Source organism: Streptomyces sp. V3I8 (assembly GCF_030817535.1).
In the GTDB taxonomy this organism is placed as follows: Bacteria; Actinomycetota; Actinomycetes; order Streptomycetales; family Streptomycetaceae; genus Streptomyces.
In genome coordinates this window covers 39,100-57,538 of sequence record NZ_JAUSZL010000004.1, presented here as the reverse complement: position 1 = coordinate 57,538, position 18,439 = coordinate 39,100, and the positions used below count along the sequence as shown (strand labels likewise).

The window sequence follows — 18,439 nt, the reverse complement described above, 5'->3', positions numbered from 1 at the left end:
ATAGGGGAACGTCATGTTCAAGACCAGGAACAGGCGCGTCACGGCGCTGACGGGCGCGGAGCTCGCGGTGGTGGCGACGGTGCTGGCCGGGGTGGCTGTCGCGGCCCCGGACGCGAGTACCTCCCAGGCCCCCCTACGCGCAGGCCGGCGCGCCGGTCGAGGCGGACGGCACGCTCACGCACTCCAAGGGGGTGGGTGCGGTCACCGCCTCGGGCCACGGCTGCTGCGTCGAGATCGGCAACGAAGACATCGACCTGTCCCGGGCCGTCGTCACGGCAACACCTCGCGACACCCCGGGCTCCACACCGTTCGGGTCATCCCGGGCGGCTGCGCGGGCGGCAACGGCATCTCGGTTGCCACCTACAACCCCACCGGCGGCGGCAGGGCCACCGCCTTCCACCTCGCCGTGCTGTGACCTGAATCCAGGAAAAGGGCCGGGATCCGCTGTGCTGCGGATACCGGACGAAGAATCAGCGGGCAGAGCCACAGCCGGCCCTCTCCCGTTTCTTGATCGGGGGCGCCTCGTTGGCCTGCCCGGTGACTGAGCTGCCACCTGAGCGGCTCAGTCCGTCCACGGCGGCGTGGCTGTTCCACACCGCCGACGAGAAAAAGGAGACCCTGCCATGCGTCGGATCCACTCGCTCGCCGTCGCCGCAGCCGCCCTGGTCACGGCCTTCGGGGCGGTACCCGCCGCGGCCGTCGCCCCCGCCGCGGCTGAGGCCCCCGCGGTGCTCAGCAGCCGGGCGGCCTACAACTGCGCCCCCGGATACTTCTGCATCTACAGCGACTGGAACGGCGGGGGAACCCGCTGTCAGTGGTCGCAGGCCAGTAAGGCGAACACCGCCGACGACTGTTCCTTCATCCAGCGGGGACAGAACGTCCGCTCCGTCTGGAACAGGACAGGGCACCGCGTGCAGTACTACACGCAGACCAACTACCACGCACGCGTCGGGTCCACCCCCACCGACGCCGGCGGCAACCTGCAGGGCAGCTACCAGATCCGTTCCTTCAGGCCTCAGTAGGGAATCCGGCAGGACCGCAGGGCGCCCGCGCACAGGCGCCCTGCCCGAGTTCGCCAAGCCGGTCCTTCGCCGGAAGGGGGGGCCGCCGTCATGCTCGCTTTCCGCGCCGAGCTGCTCGTTGGAGGAGAAGATCTTCCGCTCGTTCCGGTCGTCGAGGTCGCGCTCGGAGCCGTCGTCGGACATGGTGGCGTCCGGAGTCGGCGCCGCCCGGAAAGCCTGGGGGGGTGTTGGCATTCAGTGCGGTGCGCAGAGTGCGCACGGCGGGGTCGGTGAGCTGGGAGACCGGGACGGACGTGCAACGACCAGGGTGCGGCCACCAGCCCGGTTCCTGTCACGGCCCGCTCGAACAGGTCCAAGGCAGACCAGGATCACGCCCAGTGGCCGCCGGCTGCCGAGGTGCACTGCCGCTACGTCGCGGAGTGGGTCGCAACGAAGATCCGCTGGAGCCTCACAGCGGACGAGGCAGACTGGAGCCTCACAGCGGATGAGGCAGAGGTGACGGCGCTGCGCGAGGCGGCGGCCGAATGCCCGGACCGGACCGTGACGTACGAGCCAGCCGCATAACCGGCCTGCTCAGCCCGTGTGAGGGAAGCAGTGTCCCGGTCTCGGGCGGGACGCGGATCGCGACTGCTGCCGCCGATCTGGTGGAGCGCGGTGCGGGAACTGACGATCAGTCCGAACTTCGCTCCCACAGCCGCCGGGGGGCAAGGTGGATGCCGTCTTCTTCAAGGGTGCCCATAGCGCTTCCAAGAGCGGCTTCGAAGGCGCCGGCGAACACGGCACACCCCTGGCGGACTGGCTGCGCTCGCGGGCGGTGGAAGAGGCCGACGTAGTAGGCATCGCCACCGACCACTGCGTCCGCGCGACGGCCCTTGACGCGGTCAAGGCCGGGCTCCGGGCCCGGGTACTCCTGGACTACTCGGTCGGCGTCGCCCCGGACACCACAGCGTCGACTCCGGAGGACTTCCGCCGTGCAGGCGTTGCCATCTCCGGTGAGGTGCCGGTCTCGCCCCAGTGGTCCACTGTCCGCCAAGGAGACGGGCACGACACGACAACGGGCTTCCCTGGTAGGGGCCACTCCGGCGGTGTGGTCGTTGGATGTGTGAACCAGGTGACCGCCTGGGAAAGCGCTCAGGTTCGTGCCTTCCGAGTCGCTTCAGCCGGTGATTTCGTACGGACCGACTTTCAGGAACCAGCGCATCTCCTCGGAGCGCTGGTGGTGAGGACCGCGGTGCGCAAGCCGCGCAGTGCTCTGCCGTCGACGACGATCGCCCGCAACCCGGGTTCGACAGACGTGGCCCGGGCTGCGAGGAACGCGCCGATCACCCGGTCCAGGGCGTGGTCGTCGAACTGGACCAGGAGGCGGTGCGGGGTGGGGGGATGCGGGACCGACACGGTGCCGGTCAGCCGGTCGACGGGGAAGCAGAGGGCCCGGCAGGCCAGGCCGGGACATCTGTGCCCCATTCCATGATCGCGGTCAGTGAGCGGGCACCGGCCAGGACGCTCGCCGTGGCCGCTGCGAGCAGGACGGACAGAGGGCTTTCGATGCCGGACTTCGACGCCGGGCATCTCCCTGACGCCGCCAGCCCGTTACCGGGCCTCCTGGCACCCACACCGGACCCGACCAGCTACGCGTGATGCTCTGCGGTGGTCCGGCCGGACGTGACCTTGTCCGGGTAGTGCGGAGCACGCCGTCGCCCGGACCCGCACCGGCGCCGCACTGCCCGGCGACGTCCTGGATCTGGTCGCCGACGTGCTGGTCGCGCACGCCGGCGATGAGCCGGTCGACACTGCGACCGGCATGCACCTGCCGCTCTGGCACCGCCACACCGGCGTGTTCACCGCAGCCCACTCCCGGCTGCACGCCCTGGCCCCCGGCCTGTTGACCGGCGCCGGTCATGCCGGTGACCTGCTGGGCGATCCGGTAGTCGCTTGGACACAATTGGCCGCCAGCTCCGATGGCGCGGCCGCGGCCTGTCGGCTCCTGGCCGCGCTCACCGCTCACACTCCGCGTCGGCCGGGCCCCGACGACGCCCCGCTGGAGCCGACCGCCCGTATCGCGCTGGAGGCGGCAGCACGGTGGTGGACCACAATGCCGGACGCCGACCTGTCGCCCGGCACGCTCGCCGACGCCGCGGACTTCGCCGACGCCGCCGTCCCGGACGAGGTGTGGCTGCGCTGGCCCGGCGCAGCGCCGCCCGCATCCTGGGGGCAGACCCATGGCGACGACATCGCCGCACGCGCCGCCGCCCACCTGTTCGAGAGCGACGCCTGCTTTTGGCCGCGCACCTGCTTACCCGCCCCTTTATGGATTTGATCGGTGACATCACAGCCATCCGTATCCCGCTGCCGCTGCCCGGCAACGTCACGCCGCAAGAGGCTCTACCCCGACGCCCGCGAACAGGCCGAACAGGCCCGCACCACCGAGGCATCCGCCCTCGAGGCCCAGTGCGACGGTCTGGAGGAGGACGCACTGCTGCTCGCCCTGGGCAACGCCCGCGCCCGCCGCGAAGCTGCCGACCGCGAGATCGGCCAACGGCCCGACAGCCGCCGCGTCCGCCCTCCGGTCGCACCGCACCTCTCATGAGCGAAAACCCCGGCCCCGGCACACCGTCCTGCATATGTGTGCCGCCCTGACCCGCACTGACCGCCGTCATCGAGGGCGCCGCTTACCCGGCCGCGCCCGCCGGAAAAGATCCGCTATCATTGATCTTGAGCACTGCACCTGAATTCCGGGTGCTGGTTCGCGCGTTGGTGGTCCAAGGAAAGACGTCCCGCTTCCTGCGGGGAGATGCAGGTGCAAGGCCTGCCCGGCGCTCACACATACAGCGAGTCCCTCACCGCGGTCCGTGGTGAGGGACTCGCTGCGTTGCGCAGCCGAGTGCGGTGTACGTCAGGGCTGCGAGGCCGTCGGCCCACCGCAGGGCCCAGGCGCGCAGGGCGGCGATCGCGTCGTTGTCGGTCCACTCGGCGCCGGCGAGGCTGGCCTGGGGGTCTTCTCGTTCGAAGCGTCCGCGGGCGTGGCGGCGGCCGAACTCCTCGAGGTCGCTGGTGGTCCAGTGCAGTGAGGCGGCGAACACGTCGATCAGATCCCGCGGTGCGCCGCGGTCGGCCAGCGCACGGACCTTCGTGCCGATCACGTCCTCTTCGGCGAGGACGGGCCCGTAGGCGGTGTGGGCTATGAGATTCCAGAAGATCTCTTTGAGGATGTCGACCTCGCACTCCTGCCCCGTGGCCCGGTCGGTCACGGGGCAGCGGGCGGACAGCGGCGCCGTCTCCAGCGACCGCACCCGCCACCCTCGCGCTGCACCAGCCCGTCCCCGACGGCGGACGCGATCTCGGCCATGGGCGCCGGGTTCTCGGTCGCGACGTCCAGGTCCTGGCTGGGCCGGGACACCAGCCGGTGCGCCCGAACCGCGTAGCCGCCGGTGAGGACCAGGGGGTAGGGGGCGCCGAGGGCGATCACGTCGGCCAGCAGCCGCGCATGCAGCTCCGGCAGATCCCTCACGCCACCGACCGGCCCCGGGCGGCCAGTTGCGGGAAGGCGTCCTCCCACACGGTGCGCACGGTGCGTCCCACGAGGGAGCGCAGGGTGGGCCACAGCTGCAACAGGAGCTGGTGGTTGAGGTAGAGGGGCAGATCCTCGCGCAGGCCTTCGTGCAGGACGGTGCGGTAGAGCCCCATGCGCTGACGCGGCTTGCCCAGGTCGTAGGCGCTCATCCCCGACCACGCCACGTGGATCGGCAGCTCGACCACGCCCACCGCCGGACCCTGCAGATCCTCCAGGGCGGCCGGCAGCCGTCGCTGGAACTTCTCCCGGTAGAGCGCAAGATCCTCCGCCAGGTCCGGACCGGACCACGGGGACTGCCTGCTGACTGCCATGCCTTCATCATGACGGCTGTCGCGGCAGCCGCGGGGCAGGGTGTGGGGACCTGGCGAAGAACGAGGTCGCGGCGACCGGCCGGGTCCGGCCGAACGGGCCGCCTGCCGTTGTGCGGAACTTTGCCTCGCTCTCCGGTTCGGTAGGGGGCCGAGAGCGGCTGGCCTCCTGCACCGAAGTGCTGCTCAAGCCGGGGACCATCCCCGCGGATGCGGGGAGCAGGGGGTGGCGGTGCGGCCACGGGACCATCCCCGCGGGTGCGGGGGAGCGGGGCGGTCCCGCGTTTGGCGACCGCCTGTTCTCGGAGCCATCCCCGCGCCCGCGGGGATGGTCCCAACGGCGTCCGCCCTCACCCGCTCATAAAGGCCTCGAGCAGGCGCTCGTACGCCGGCTTCGGCCGCAGGGCCGCGTCCCACGGCAGGGAATCGGCCGTGCGCGGAGGATAGATCTCGGTGTCGGCGGTGGAACCGTACCGGTCGGTGAATCCCCATGTGGAGAACGATGTGCAGTTCGGCTCCTCCAGGCAGACCCGCAACTTGCCCGCCATCTCATCAGCCTGGGTCTGCCGCCCGTCCTCCTCGTCCTCACCTATGGGGACGTCCATCTCCGACACCCGCGCCTGAACCCCGAGTTCCGCCAGATCCCGCACATGGCTGCGGAAGGTCTCCGGGTCGATGCGGTCGCCGGGTGCGTACTCATGGTTCTGGAAACCCACGCCGTCGATCGGTACGCCGCGTTCCTTGAGCCGCGTGACCAGATCGTAAAGGGCGTCCCACCGCTCGCCTTCCTCCTCGACCCCGTACTCGTTGAGGAACAGCCGTGCCTTCGGATCGGCCCGGTGGGCGGCCCTGAACGCCTCGTCGATGTACTCCTCGCCCATGGCCTCGAACCACGGGCTCTGCTCGGAGCGCAGACCGAGATCCCCATTGGTGTAGCTCTTCTCGTCGTCGGACATGGGCTCGTTGACCACATCCCATTCCGCGACCTTTCCCTTGAAGTGCCCGGCGACCATGGCGATGTGCCGGAGCATGGTCCGGCGCACCTCCTCGGGGTCGTCGTTCTCCCGCATCCAGTTGGGCAGAGCCTCGTGCCAGACGAGGGTGTGCGCGTGCACCTTCATGTCGTTTGCGCGGGCGAAGCGTACGAGTAGGTCCGCGTCGCGGAAGTCGTAGACGCCCCGGCGTGGGTGGAGGAACTGTGGCTTGAACGCGTTCTCCGGAGTGAGCATGGAGAACTGGCTCCCCGCGAGCGCCCGGTAGCGTGAGTCGGTGAGCAGCGGGTTCTCGGTCAGGGCGGCGCCGACGTCGAACGGCCGCCCCACGTCTGCGGCCCGCGCACGCAGCGAGTCGTCGGACTGCTCCTGGCGTAGTTGCGGCGCCTTGATCACGCGGAGTGAGTCGCCGCTCTCTGCCCGCGCGATCAGCTGCGTCAGACGCCATCCCTCGCGGCGCTCGTCCTCGCCCGCGTCCGCCTCCAGACCGAACCAGACAGTGCCTTCGGCGAACACCCCCGGGTCCCGCACGGTTCCCAGCCGCCGCCCGTCGGCTTTCACGCGGAAGGTGTCACCGATGCTCGACACGGCGAGCGTCACCGTCCCGGAGCAGCCGCAGTCGAAATCCTTGGAGATGGCCGGCTCATCGCCCTCGCCGTCCCATATCTGTACCTTCACTTGTCCGTCGGCGGTCACGCCGACGCGGAGTGAGGGCCGCTCCTGGCGCCACTCGTCGTAGATGACCGGTACCCGTCCGTACAGCCGCAGCCATGAGTCGCCGTCATCGTCACCCACACCGGACATGCGCGCGGTGACGGTGAAGTCGCCGTCGGACCTAAGATGCGGGCCGGCCAGGTTCAGCGGGGGGTTGGGCTGGCCGCCGGAGGAGTCCTGCTCCACGATGTGCCGATCCAATGCGCTGACCCGCAGGATGTCGTTCCGCGCGGTGGTGCCCGGCATCTGCGTCCAGTCGTGGTTCCGCAGCAGGTCTTCGTCGTTTCCGCCGCCCGCGCCTTCGCCCTGCCCCGTACACCCGGCCGCCACCGCCATGACGAGCACCACGGCGGTCAGTCGCTGCCACATCCCCCCACCAAGGTCCACGGTCCCTCCCACTCTCTTGTCCGAGACGAGATCAACGTCTCGAAACCGGGCCACAGTTCATCACACAGGACACCGTCCCGATGCCCACGATCGGTCCGTGCAGGGTGAAGGTGGTGACGGTCAGGGCGCCGGTGTCGTCCATGCGTACCCGTCCGGCCAGTTGGGCCAGGACTGCTCGGGGTTCAGGCCGGTACGGGCGGCGATGGCGCGCAGCCGACGGCTGGGATCGGCCGCCAGCCGCACCCGCACCAAACCACCTACCAGCGCATGCCTGGCTTCGAACGTGTCTGTTGGCCCCGGAGGAACGAGTCCTGTGGCCCCAGGTAGCGATCACGGGGGCGTGATTTGAACGAGTTTTTTCAGCGGCGGTGGTGACCGCCGCCGTGACCGCGACCTCAGGACTCGGTGTCGATGCGGCGGTTGTTGTCGCCTCGGAGGGCGGCGGTGTCGGAGCGGTCGGAGCGGTTGTCGAAGCCTGGCGAGTCGTACTGCACGGCGGAGATTTCGACGTGGGGACGCAGGGTCTGCTGGTGGCCGCCGTCCGCCAGGTCAGTTGGGCGGGGGAAGGTCGGTGTGGAGGCGGATGATGGTGCCCTGGTCGGGGGTGGAGCGGATCTCGACCAGGTCGCAGAGCTGGTGGACGAGCCAGAGGCCACGGCCGCCGATCTGGTCGGGAGCGGGGCGGGTGCGGCCGGCCATCACGTCAGGGATGTAGCCGGTGTCGCGGAACTCGCACAGAAACGTCGAGTCCTGGGTCCAGGTGCGCAGGATGCCGTGGCCGCCGCCGTGCCGGATGCTGTTGGTGGCGATCTCTGTGACGGCGACGGCCAGTTTCTGGAGCTGGTCCTGGGGGACGCCTGCGTCCGAGGCGCACTGGGAGACCTTCGAGCGGATCGCGGTCAGGTCACCGTGGGTGTAGTGCAGTTCCTGGAAGGGGTCGCACGCGGGGCTGAGGGCATCGAAGGGGTATTCGCCGGTGGTGAGGTATGCCTCGCTGCGGATGTGGTGGCCGTCCTGGCGGATCAGTGGGTGGCAGCGGGACAGGGACTGCAGGGCGCTTGGGTCCTCGTCGGCGTCGTCGTAGGGGCACAGCATCGACCAGGCGGAACTGCGGGCGAAGGCCCGGTTCAGGAGCCATTCGTGATAGCGCAGCTCGGACAGGTGCGCGGCGTTGCGGGCCTCGCGCCATGCTGTCTCGCCGATGCCCCGTACCGGCCTGTCGCCCGCGCCCTGCTCCTCCATCCAGGTCGTCCAGGCGTTGACGAGCCGGCCGGGGTTGGGCCCGAGCGTCCTGGTGTCGATGAAGGTGACGGCGGGTTCGTCGGCGAGTTCGCCGCGCAGCAGGGATGCCTTGTCGGAGGGGACGGCGACGACGACGGCTTCACCGCCTTCCAGTGCCTCGTGGATGTACTCCAGGGTCCCGGACAGGAATTGCGCGTTGTTGCGGTAGGGGTAGAGCTCGTGGCGGAACGCAGGCTCGCTGCGGCCGGACGCCGTCGAGGGTGGGAGGGCGTTCATGCGGCCATCACCACCGGCAGATCCGTGGCCGCGTAGCCCGCGAGCTCCCAGCACAGGCGCACGGTCTCGTTGGCGCCTTCCACCAGGATGTGGCGGTCCGGCAGGTGACGGGCGGCGTCGACGAGCGCCTGCATTCCGGCGGCGTCGATCATGTCCAGAGTGTCGAAGCGCAGCTTCACCCTGGGGGAATACCGGATCGTCGCGCGTACGGCGGCGTTGAACGCGTCCGCGCACTCCGAGTCGATCACTCCGTCAACGCTCCAGCTGTCGGCGCCCGTGCTGTACATCCGGAAGGCCGGACGTTCAGCGCGTATGCCCATCTCGTGCGGGTGCACACCTGCCACATGGTCCAGGGTAGGCACGTTCCACTGCGACGGCCTGAAGGCGCACACCACGATGGCGTTGCTCTCCGAGGCGAACTCATCGAGCCGAAGCTCCTGGGCCACCAGTTCCTCGGTCGCGCCGGGTGCCGCCGACGGCACCCGTTCGGTGAGGACACGCACCGAGCGGTAACCCTCCCTGGCCGCGGTGCGGGCCTCCCGGCGCACCGCGGCCAGGACGGAGTCGGGGTCCGCGGTGCGTGGCAGATCGAGGATCACCGAGGCCGTGGGTACTGCCGCACGGGGAAGGCCGGAGACGGCGCCGGCGGAGCCGACCACCACGATCTTGTCGCCGTACAGGGCGCCGTCGGCCACGTAGGCGAGCACACCCGCAGGGGACACGGCCGCGGAGTCCGAGCGCCAGCAGACGTGGTCCCCCAGCTCGACGTCGTCGAACGTAGCCAACGTCCGAGCCGCTCTCACCCGGTCCCCTTCCCGACCTTCCACCATCTTGACGCATACAGAATAAGGGGCCGCCCAGGCGATCGCCGAGCCGGACGAAGATCGCCCGGTATACGGTCCCACCTGCCTGCGCTCCTGCGCTCCTGCGCTCCTGCGCTCCTGCCCACCGCGGGCCGTCACCGGCCCGCGTCGCGATCCTGCGCGTAACGCCGTGATCGCTGCACCACCAATCCGCCCCCCGATGCACCGCGATCGGCCGCGTGATCCTGGGGCGGCTGCGTGCATCGTCAGCGTCAGCGGTGAGCGTTGTCCGGCCCGTCCCCGACGGGGTCCGTCCCGGCATGTTCCTGAACGGAAGGCCAGGTTCTTTTCAGGACTGCCTGGAGGGGGAGGCGTTTCTCGAGGGTGTGGCGGTCGACGGCGCTCAGGACGGCCGGTCCGGCGGCGGTGATGGTGACGGTGATGCCGGTCAGGTCGAGGGCCTGGCAGATGCCGAGCAGGGTGTAAAGGCTGGCGCTGTCACAGTGGGTGACGCCGGTCAGATCCAGGCACAGGCACAGGCACAGGCACAGGCGCAGTGGCCGGGCGGGCTGCGCAGCGAGGCGAGAGACGGTCTCGCCCAGGTCGCTGGAGGTGGAGGCGTCCAGTTCGCCGGTGAGGGCGACCGCGGCGACAGTCCCGGCCGGCTGATGCTGTGTGATCAGCAGGCGGAGCTCGAGAGGTTCGGGCATGAATTCCCCGTGCCTGACGATCCGCCTCACTGCCGAAGCGGATACCGACAACCCGACCATACCCATCTTCAACTGGTGTCAGAATCGGGCTGCCGAGCCGGACTCCAACCGGTGAGGCGCAGTACGCTGCAAGGCTTCAGGCCGTGTCCGGGTGGTGTTCCACCCAGTCCCCGTAGCGTGCTGCCGGTTCCGGTCCAGGATTCTCATCCCGCCGGAGGCCGCCTCATGTCACCGTCGACACCGTCTGGGCACAGCGGTGCGGAGGAGCCTTCGCGCGAGGCCAGGGTCACTGCCGCGTTCATCGACCTCGCCGACACCCTGGCGGCCGACTTCGACCCCGACGACTTCCTCTACCGCGTCGCCGAACACTGCATGAGTCTTCTGGACATCGACGACGCCGGCGTGATGCTCTTCGCCCACGCCGGCCCCCTGCGCCTGGCTGCCTCGACGTCTGAGGCCGTGCGCCTGGTGGAGCTCTTCGAACTCGACGCCAGCGAAGGCCCCTGCTTCACCGCCTTCCACACCGCCACCCCCGTCGACCACCCGCTCGCCGCCGCTCCGACACCGCGCTGGCCTCGCTTCAGCGCCCGCGCCCGCCGCTCCGGCTACACCTCCGTCCACGCCGCGCCGATCCTCCTTCGCGGCCAGACGATCGGCGTGCTGAACCTCTTCCGCCGCACCCCGGGCAGCCTGCCCGAACCCGACCGGGCTCTGGCCCGGGCCCTGGCTGATGCGACCGCCATCTCCCTGCTCCAGCAGACCACCCTGGACCAGCACCGTGCCGTGCACGACCAGCTCCAGCAGGCCCTGGACACCCGCGTCTTCATCGAACGGGCCAAAGGATTCCTCATCGCCCGCCACCGGATCACTCCCGACGCCGCCTTCCAGCAGCTGCGCGCTTACGCCCGCCGGCACCGGATCCGCATCGCGGACCTGGCCCGCGCCGTCGTCGAAGAAACCGTGACCCTCCCCCCACCGCCCGGCAACACCGATGACGCCAGGACCTGACGGTGAGGGGCCGACCGCGGCGCAGACCGGTGCGGCGACAGGACTGCGCAACAAGGACACGGCCGCCAGCCGCCTGCGCCAGAGCGGCCTGCCGCGCCGGCAGCCGGTTGAGTGCGCAATGCCCGGCCCGCTGTGCGCAATCAGCCCTCGTGCGCTGCGCACCGACTGCGCAGCCTGCGCCATCGGTACGCGGGATGACCGGCTCGGCCGCCGATGGGACGAAAGCAGCTGCGCGGCAGCGACGACGGCCAGGCCGCTCGAGATGGCGACATACGATCAGGCCCCCGGCAGGACCGCCACTGCCATGAACGATCCTCAAAACGTGCTCGTGGTGGGCTGCTGCCCGCGCCCGGGGGCAGTGCTTTGCGCTGACGCCGGGCGGGTGGGGTGTGGTCAGCGTTTGACGCGGTTGCGGACGGCGAGGACCGCAAGGCCCAGGAGGATTGGTTCGGTCAGGCGGGAGGCCATCTCGATGTAGGTGCCCGCCGTGGTCAGGTCCTGGCCGGAGGAACGGAACACCACCGAGTTGAGGGTGGTGTTCAGGGCTTTCTCGAAACGGTCGCCGGTGAAGCGGTCGCCGGTGGGGTTGACCGGATCGGCCTGGTCGATGGTGAAAACGGCCCTCCCCCCGCCCGGGGGAACAGCGCCGGTCGCCTGCTGCCTGGGATCCTCCTGCGCGAGACCGAAGCCCATCAGCAACAGGACCGTGGCCAGCATGGCGGCCGCCAGCCAGCCCAGCGCCCGGGAGGCACGCAGTCCGTAGCCGGACAACAGCCAGTACCCGTGCAGCAGCCCCCGCTCGGCTAGCGTGGTGCCTTCACGGTCGTGCCGGCGCATCTCTGTCTCGCCGTAGTAGAAGTCCGCCGCTCCCGGCTCGTCCTTCTGGTCCTCCAGCGCCTTGCGCAGCGCCCGGTACACCGGCGCCAGCTGCGCAGGCCCCGCATGCGTCCCGTCCGGCCCCGCCCCTGTCCAGCCGGAAACGGCCCGGGGCTGGGCGGCGCGCCAGTGGTGTTCTTCGGCCAGGGTGCGACGCCGGGTGAAGCGCACGGGGCGCCCGTGCCGCCAGTGTGTCCGCTCCGGCGTCGTGGCGAAGGGGCACCGGCCCTCGATACGCAGCTGGTCCAGGTGCACGGTTCCGGTGAACAGGCACCCGGACAGGTCGACGTCGGACACGACCAGATGCGCGGCGTCCACTCCGCGCAGCGACACCAGCCGTATCCCCGCGCCGGGCAGGGACGCGAACGCCTGTTCCGGCACTGCGCTCCCGTCGAATCGGACGAGGGGGACGGGCTCGGCGGCAATGGTGAGGGGGTACTCGAAGACCGCACCCGCGAAGTCCACACTCGCGTACCGCAACCGCAACTCCGCCGTCGCCGACCAACGCGTCCGCCTGCAAACCACCCGGCCTGCGGCAGCCAGTACCGTCACCGGACCACCGAACACCGCCCCCGACAAAACCAAATCCCCCACACACACCAACGGCCCCACGACATCCGCACGCTCGAAAACCGCCGACCCGAACTCGGCGTCGCCCTTGAACGCTGCCGACCCGAACCCGGCGATGTCCTCGAACCTCACCAGCCCGAACTCGGCGTCGCCTTCGAACGTCACCCATCCGAAATGGGCGACGCCTTCGAACGTCGCCGACCCGAATCTGGCGTCGTCCTGGAACGTCGCCGACTCGAACCAGGCATCGCCCTTGAACGCTGCCGACTTGAACTGGGCGACGCCCCTGACCGTCGCCGAGTCGAACCAGGCGTCGCCCCCGAACGTCGCCGACTTGAACCAGGCGTCGTCCTGGAACGTCGCCGACCCGAACCAGGCGTCACCCTTGACCGCCACCGACTCGAACCCGGCGTCACCCTCGAACGTCGCCGACTTGAACCAGGCGTCGCCCTCGAACGTCACCGAGTCGAACTGGGCGTCGCCCTCGAACCTCACCAACCAGAACCCGGCGACGCCTTCGAACATCGCTGACCCGAACTGGGCGACGCCCCCGAACGTCACCGAGTCGAACCCGGCGACGCCCTTGAACGTCGCCGACCCGAACCCGGCGACGCCCTCGAACCTCACCAACTCGAACTCGGCGTCGCCCTCGAACGTCACCGAGCCGAATCGGGCATCGCCCTCGAACGTCGCCGACTCGAACTGAGTCCGTCCGATGCGAGGGCGGCCGGTGTCAGGGTCGGTGAGGGCGTGGAGGAGGTCAGTCAGGATTGGCTGGGTGAACGTGGTGCCGCGGTGGTCGATGTCCGCGCCAGGGGCCAGACCGGCGAGGTAGGCGCTGCGCTCGGTGGGATCCAGGTGAACGAGGCAGACGCTGTGGCCGGGGACGTGAATGCCACGGCAGCCGACCGGATCCTGCTCCGTCACGCCCCGGCTGCAGTGCGGCCAGGACGGTGGACCGGGGACAGGCAGTGAAGGTGTCGGGATGGTCATACCCAAAGGACGGACGTATCAAGGCGCCGGTTGCCGGCACTTCCCGGGCCGCTTCACTGTGACACCGGTTCATGAACGGGTTCTCCGCTTGGAGTGAAGGTGTCGACCGTCAGGGCGCCGGTGTCGTCCATGCGGACCCGGTCGGCGAGCTGAGCCAGGACCTGCTCCGGCTGCAGGCCGGTACGGGCAGCGATCGCACGCAGCCGACGACTGACATCAGCGTTCAGCCACACCCGCGCCGTCAGCTCATCACGCGCATCCTGCCGTTCCTTCTGCCCATGAGCGTTATGCACGCCCAGGTGATAAGTACTTCGCTCATCTCGGGGTGTATCAGGGCAAGGCGGAACAGCAACTCTCGTGCAGCCGGCGAGTCCTGGGCGTCGGCGGGGGTGACCATGACCAGCAGCACAAGGCTGCGGTGGTCGCAGATGAGAGCCTCATGGAGCCTTTCGCCGCGTAGGCGACCGCCCTCCATGACCACATTTTTCATCACGGCCGCAGCCCGGGACTTCGTTCCCGGGCCGCGGCCATGTGCGTACTGCTGCGCAGCCGGCTCTCCGACTTCGGCCTTGGCCAGGACGCGTACGGCGACGAAACGACCTGACGGGATGCTGCGTAAGCGGTACAAGTACCGGTGTGGCCAGGCTCCGGTGGGCGCACATCGTGGAACGGGCGGCCGGCATCGTGTCCGGGTACGGCGACGTCGGCGGCTGCACCCTGCGCCAGGCCTACCACCAGCTCGTTGCCGAGGGTCTGCTCCCGCACACCCCGCCCGCCTGTCGGCATCTGTCCGCGCAGCTGACGGGCTGGCTCGAACGCACCGGTATTCCGGTGCTGATCGTGCGGGGCTTCGGCAGCCAGAGCTATGTGCAGGTTGTACGCGAGCGCACCGCCGGTGACCTGCGGCCGGCGGTGCTGCTGTCCGTCGGGGACTTCGACGCCTCCGGTGCGGACATCGAGCGCGACCGGGTCACCCGCACAGACTGCTGGAGCCGGGTGGAACGGATCCTGTTCACGTACGAGCAGGTGCGCGCGTACGACCTGCCCGCAGTCGAGGGCAAGGCCGGTGACCCGCGGTGGCCGGGCTTCGCCCGCCGGTACGGGTTCGACGAGCGGCGGCCGGTGCAGTGGGAGATGGAAGCGCTCGACCCTGCGGAACTCCAGCGCCTGGTCCTGGCCGCCGTCGCCCCGTACGTCGACGAAGCCGTGCTCGCCGACCGCATCACGGAGGAAGAACGCCAGCGCCGCCGGCTCGAAGCGTTCGTCGACCAGTGGCACCCGGGCGCGGGCCGCTCGTGAGTGCTGCGCGTGCAGGTGTCAGCTCTGTGCGCGAGCGCTGGTGAAGCGCACGGCCGGTCCCCAGTTCTCGCGGGCGGTGGCCAGGCACCACTGGCACAGCGGCAGTCCGCCGCTGCCGTAGCGGTGGATGGGCCGCTGGCAGCCGGCGCACGCTCCGACGTAACTGCTGGAGGTGGTGAAGGAAGGGTCCGGTTCGCTGATCGGCGGCGGGGGAGTGCTGATCACCGCTGGCTGTCCTGTCCGAGGTGATGGGGGTGGGGGATCACCGCAGTTCAGCGTGGAAGGCCTTCAGGAGTGGAGGGGCCGTCAGCGCGCTGCGGTGGCAGGGGCGGGGTGGCTGGATAACGGGATCTCCAGAGTGGTGTCGGGGTGCGGTGGCTGCAGGTGCGTACGCCGTCGGCGAGGGGCCGGCGGGCTTCGCCGCGGTGGACGGCCTGGCGGCGTGTGCCGATGGCGTAGCAGTGGCCGGCGCGGATCTCAACGGCCGGGAGCCCGGCACCGATGCCCAGTCCCACGATCGGCTCCGGCTGTGCCGGCCGGACTCGATGGGCGCGCGCCTGCGCGGCGTCGCGCCGTTGCACGGCGGTGATTTGGGCGTCGATGCGCTTGGGCCACACGGCGTGCCAGGTCCTCGAGGTGGTCAGTGGTGCCAGATCGGGAGGCAGGTCCTCGAACGTACTCGCGCTCCTGTGGCTGGGTGTTTTGGCTGTCGAGTTGAGCGTTGGCCGGCTGAGGGACCGGCAGAGTCATGTGGGGCGGGGGCCCGCCTCGTTTGCTCTGGGAGGTTTGAAGGCCACCCTCTACTCGTTTGAGTGGTCGGCGCGAGGTACGCCCTCAGGGGTGATCAGGGAAGGGCGAGCATTTCTATGACATCTCGTCAGCGTCCCTGCCACGGAAGGCGGCCACATCCATGCCGGTCAACGGATCCCCGGAGAACCCGTTCGCTGCCAGCCCTGACGACGTCGCCAAGCTGGAGGCGATCCGCGAGGCGCTGCTCGACCCGTCGACGCGCAGGATCGCCACGCTCGACCAGTGGGGCCTTGCGGACACCTACGAGGCGCAGGCGGAGATCGCCGAGTACCGCGAGGCCCGGATCACCATGGCGGACGGGACCGGGATCGACGCCGGGCTGAGCGTGCCGCGCAACCTCGTGCCCGGGCAGACCTGCCCCGCCATCGTCATGCCCGCCCCGTTGAACGACCTCGGCCGGCTGGCCTACCTCGGCACGATCCCGCGCTGGACACAGGGCGGCTATGCCGTCCTGACCTACAGCCAGCGAGGTCTGGCCAAATCCGAGGGTGAGATCCAGGTCGCCGGTCCCCAGGACGTCGCCGACGGCATCGAGATCCTCGACTTCCTCACCGGCGTGGAAGGCGTCGACGCGGAGCGGATCGGGTGCTTCGGCGCCTCCTACGGCGCCGGGTGCAGCCTGCTGCTGGCGGCGCGCGACCCGCGGGTCAAGGCCGTGGCGGGCGCCAGCGCCTGGGGCGACCTGTTCGCCTCACTCTTCGAGAACGGCACCCGGCACATCAAGGCGTTCGAGGCGCTCGTGGCCCTGTTCCACGAGGAGCGCTGCTCGGCGGAGTTCAAGGAGATCATCCAGAAGATCCGCGACGGTGTCGTCGACGACACCGTCGTGCAGTTCGCGAGCCTGCGCTCGCCGACGCAGCAGCTGCACGCCTACAACGACCGCCAGCTGCCGATCCTGATGACCACCTACTGGCACGAGACGATCTTCTCCGTGCCCGCCGTCGTCGACCTCTTCACCAACCTGACCGGCCCCAAGTCTCTCCTGGTGCAGATCGGCGACCACGGCAACGGCGAACTGCCCGGCCTGTTCGGCGGCATCTCCAAGCCCACCGAGATGACCTACCGCTGGATGGACCACCACCTCGGCGGCAGCGCCGGCGACGGCGCCGCGCCACAGTTCGGCATCCGCTCGGAGTACATGCACAACCTGCTGTCCGACCTCCCCCACGACGACTGGGCAAGCTACGCCCTGCCCAAGCAGCGCTTCCACCTCGGCGCCGTGCCCGCCGGGCAGCAGGACGCGCCGATGGCCCAGGGCCGGCCGCAGCCGGGCTGGACCCGCTCCGTGCAGGCCGCGGGCCCGGACACTGGCATCGTCGTCGCGCCCAATCTCGTCAAGACCGGCCTGGCCGAGCGCGTGGGACTCCCGCACGTCTACAAGACCGCCGAGATCAAGCGCGACGTCGCCGCCGTGTGGACCACGCCACCGCTGGAGCAGCCGATGCGCCTCCAGGGCGACCTGCAGGCCCGGCTCACCGTCAGGCCGCAGACGAAAAACGCAACCTTCATCGCCTACCTGCTGGACTGCGACCCGTCCACCGGCCGGGCCGCAATCATCACCCACGCCCCCTACACCCTGACCGACCTGCAGGCCGCCACGGTGACCTTCCGCCTGCAGCCCGCCCACTACGTCCTCGCCAAGGGACGCCGGCTGCAGCTGATCATCGACAGCTACGACCCGTTCTTCGCGGACGACAACACCATCCCCGCCGCTCTCGAGATCACCTCGCCCAAGGACAACGAGTCCTACATCGACATCCCGCTCGCCACCCTGACGTAACACCCGCACGCCCCGGCAGGCACTCACACCCACCTACGCCGCCCTCGCCGCACCCGTGCCCCATCCCCGTCGCGGGGACGGCGGAGCTCCGGCGCCGCCCGGTGCTGCTGTCGGTGCGCCTGTGAGGCACCCGTTCCGGCCGGGCCCGGGCCGGCACCGGCCACGCGTGCGCAGCTGCGCCGTCAGGTGCGCACACCGCAGGGGGCTGCACGGTGGTGAGCCGGCGGCCTGCGCATCTGACGGAGAGCGAGGAGCAGATCTTGGCGTGCATCGGGCTCGTCATCGCCGCCATCGCCATCAAGGAAGGCCGCGACGCCTGGCAGGGCAAAGGCTGCTGCGCACCGTCCGTCACCGCCGCGACAGGCTCCGGCCCGACACCGGCCGAAGCCGAGGCCAACGCGTGCGGTTGCCGTCCTGGACACGACTGCTGCACATGATCAGCGGCTCTGCGGCCGCCGCAACTCATGAACATGCACGTCCGAGGCTGCGGCTCTGGCCCGCTTTCTGCAACGCGGGGCGCGAGGGTCTCTGCACGGGGCCGGTGGAGGGTGTCGGGTCTGTCCGGCATCGTGCCTGCCGTGCCGGACGCACTCAGAGGCGGCCGACGTGCTGCCGTGGTGGCTTCGAGGGGATCGCCTCACCGTCAACCATGAAAATCTGTGTTGGCGAGAGTAGACATTGGGTCGTGGCTGTGAGTATGGTTTCTCTTGTAGCCGAGATCGAGAAGGGCCCGGCAGAAATGAACTGCCGGGCAGTAGTACGCAGTTGCAGTGTGCAGGACGGTGCGGCGGTGGAGTTCCGGAGCCAGAGCGGTTGCAGGACGGTGACGGGGCTGACGGCCGGACCGGGTGGCCCGCAGTGATCAGGGGCCGCCGCGAGCAGGACCGTAGTTGACGCAGATTGCAGTACCCGCAAGTGCAGTACCAGCAGTTCGCAGGATCCAGCAGTGCGGTAGGAGAGCAGCACCTCGGTAAAGGCGCCGGCTGCGGGCGCGCGTACCGGGAGGTTCGGCAGTGGGGTTCCAAGCCGGAGCAGACGCAGGACGGGCGACGGGGCTGGCTGCCGGAAGTGTGGCGCT

17 protein-coding genes and 4 pseudogenes are annotated in these 18,439 nt (G+C 69.9%); 9 read left to right on the top strand and 12 right to left on the bottom strand.

Translation table 11 applies throughout. The features are described 5' to 3' along the window. Positions 1-623 precede the first annotated feature (623 nt). From QFZ75_RS40310 to QFZ75_RS40300, 3 genes and pseudogenes are all read left to right on the top strand, one after another. Positions 624-1,022, top strand: coding sequence for a peptidase inhibitor family I36 protein (locus tag QFZ75_RS40310; protein WP_307545682.1), 399 nt, complete (start codon positions 624-626; stop codon positions 1,020-1,022). A 297-nt stretch (positions 1,023-1,319) separates the two neighbouring features. Beyond that, positions 1,320-1,586, top strand: a pseudogene (locus QFZ75_RS40305) (hypothetical protein); the annotation flags it as partial. Beyond that, positions 1,547-2,019, top strand: a pseudogene (locus tag QFZ75_RS40300) (isochorismatase family protein); the annotation flags it as partial. The pseudogenes QFZ75_RS40305 and QFZ75_RS40300, both read left to right, overlap by 40 nt. A 188-nt stretch (positions 2,020-2,207) precedes the next feature. Here QFZ75_RS40300 and QFZ75_RS40295 read toward each other — a convergent pair. Beyond that, positions 2,208-2,486 (bottom strand): hypothetical protein, encoded by a 279-nt coding sequence (locus QFZ75_RS40295; RefSeq protein ID WP_307545945.1) that lies wholly within the window; start codon positions 2,484-2,486, stop codon positions 2,208-2,210. A 289-nt stretch (positions 2,487-2,775) separates the two neighbouring features. Here QFZ75_RS40295 and QFZ75_RS40290 point away from each other — a divergent pair, with 289 nt between their 5' ends. Then, positions 2,776-3,339, top strand: coding sequence for a hypothetical protein (locus QFZ75_RS40290; protein ID WP_307545681.1), 564 nt, complete (start codon positions 2,776-2,778; stop codon positions 3,337-3,339). Between the two features lie 3 nt (positions 3,340-3,342). Beyond that, entirely contained in the window at positions 3,343-3,609 is a 267-nt protein-coding gene (locus QFZ75_RS40285) for a hypothetical protein (RefSeq protein WP_307545679.1), read from the top strand. A 250-nt stretch (positions 3,610-3,859) separates the two neighbouring features. Here the strand turns inward: QFZ75_RS40285 and QFZ75_RS40280 are convergent. The 7 genes and pseudogenes from QFZ75_RS40280 to QFZ75_RS40250 form a co-directional block, all read right to left on the bottom strand. Then, positions 3,860-4,530, bottom strand: a pseudogene (locus QFZ75_RS40280) (nucleotidyl transferase AbiEii/AbiGii toxin family protein). After that, a complete protein-coding gene (locus tag QFZ75_RS40275) occupies positions 4,527-4,904 on the bottom strand; it encodes a hypothetical protein (RefSeq protein WP_307545677.1) in 378 nt (125 codons plus the stop codon). Before QFZ75_RS40275 ends, QFZ75_RS40280 begins: the two are co-directional and overlap by 4 nt. 347 nt (positions 4,905-5,251) lie before the next feature. Then, positions 5,252-6,994 carry an endo-1,4-beta-xylanase gene (locus tag QFZ75_RS40270; protein WP_307545675.1) on the bottom strand — a complete coding sequence of 581 codons (1,743 nt, stop codon included), beginning with the start codon at positions 6,992-6,994 and terminating at the stop codon, positions 5,252-5,254. 120 nt (positions 6,995-7,114) lie between these two features. Next, entirely contained in the window at positions 7,115-7,243 is a 129-nt protein-coding gene (locus QFZ75_RS40265) for a hypothetical protein (RefSeq protein WP_307545673.1), read from the bottom strand. A 300-nt stretch (positions 7,244-7,543) separates the two neighbouring features. After that, complete coding sequence (locus tag QFZ75_RS40260) at positions 7,544-8,512, bottom strand: sensor histidine kinase (protein ID WP_307545671.1); 969 nt, start codon at positions 8,510-8,512, stop codon at positions 7,544-7,546. Next, a complete protein-coding gene (locus QFZ75_RS40255; RefSeq protein ID WP_307545669.1) occupies positions 8,509-9,297 on the bottom strand; it encodes an MEDS domain-containing protein in 789 nt (262 codons plus the stop codon). Before QFZ75_RS40255 ends, QFZ75_RS40260 begins: the two co-directional genes overlap by 4 nt. 290 nt (positions 9,298-9,587) lie before the next feature. After that, positions 9,588-10,025 (bottom strand): STAS domain-containing protein, encoded by a 438-nt coding sequence (locus QFZ75_RS40250; RefSeq protein WP_307545667.1) that lies wholly within the window; start codon positions 10,023-10,025, stop codon positions 9,588-9,590. Positions 10,026-10,250: 225 nt separating this feature from the next. On the opposite strand from QFZ75_RS40250, the gene QFZ75_RS40245 reads away from it, so the two are divergent. Continuing rightward, complete coding sequence (locus tag QFZ75_RS40245; protein WP_307545665.1) at positions 10,251-11,033, top strand: GAF and ANTAR domain-containing protein; 783 nt, start codon at positions 10,251-10,253, stop codon at positions 11,031-11,033. Positions 11,034-11,426: 393 nt separating this feature from the next. On the opposite strand, the gene QFZ75_RS40240 is transcribed toward QFZ75_RS40245, so the two are convergent. Both QFZ75_RS40240 and QFZ75_RS40235 read right to left on the bottom strand, forming a co-directional pair. Continuing rightward, the gene (locus tag QFZ75_RS40240; protein WP_373466088.1) at positions 11,427-13,472 is read right to left on the bottom strand and encodes a pentapeptide repeat-containing protein; all 2,046 of its coding nucleotides are present in this window, start codon (positions 13,470-13,472) and stop codon (positions 11,427-11,429) included. A 53-nt stretch (positions 13,473-13,525) separates the two neighbouring features. After that, on the bottom strand, positions 13,526-13,765 hold the full coding sequence (locus QFZ75_RS40235) for a hypothetical protein (protein WP_307545661.1): 240 nt from the start codon (positions 13,763-13,765) through the stop codon (positions 13,526-13,528). A gap of 343 nt (positions 13,766-14,108) precedes the next feature. On the opposite strand from QFZ75_RS40235, the gene QFZ75_RS40230 reads away from it, so the two are divergent. Further along, entirely contained in the window at positions 14,109-14,771 is a 663-nt protein-coding gene (locus QFZ75_RS40230) for a hypothetical protein (RefSeq protein ID WP_307545659.1), read from the top strand. Between the two features lie 18 nt (positions 14,772-14,789). Here the strand turns inward: QFZ75_RS40230 and QFZ75_RS40225 are convergent, their stop codons facing one another. Both QFZ75_RS40225 and QFZ75_RS40220 read right to left on the bottom strand, forming a co-directional pair. Further along, positions 14,790-14,996 (bottom strand): hypothetical protein, encoded by a 207-nt coding sequence (locus tag QFZ75_RS40225; protein ID WP_307545657.1) that lies wholly within the window; start codon positions 14,994-14,996, stop codon positions 14,790-14,792. A 47-nt stretch (positions 14,997-15,043) separates the two neighbouring features. Next, positions 15,044-15,286, bottom strand: a complete 243-nt coding sequence (locus QFZ75_RS40220) for a DUF6233 domain-containing protein (RefSeq protein WP_307545937.1) — start codon at positions 15,284-15,286, stop codon at positions 15,044-15,046. 395 nt (positions 15,287-15,681) lie between these two features. On the opposite strand from QFZ75_RS40220, the gene QFZ75_RS40215 reads away from it, so the two are divergent. Together QFZ75_RS40215 and QFZ75_RS40210 are read left to right on the top strand one after the other, a co-directional pair. Continuing rightward, positions 15,682-17,361: a CocE/NonD family hydrolase gene (locus QFZ75_RS40215; RefSeq protein ID WP_307545655.1), complete on the top strand. Its 1,680-nt coding sequence runs from the start codon at positions 15,682-15,684 to the stop codon at positions 17,359-17,361. Positions 17,362-17,636: 275 nt separating this feature from the next. After that, positions 17,637-17,798: pseudogene (locus QFZ75_RS40210) on the top strand (cation transporter); the annotation flags it as partial. Positions 17,799-18,439 lie beyond the last annotated feature (641 nt).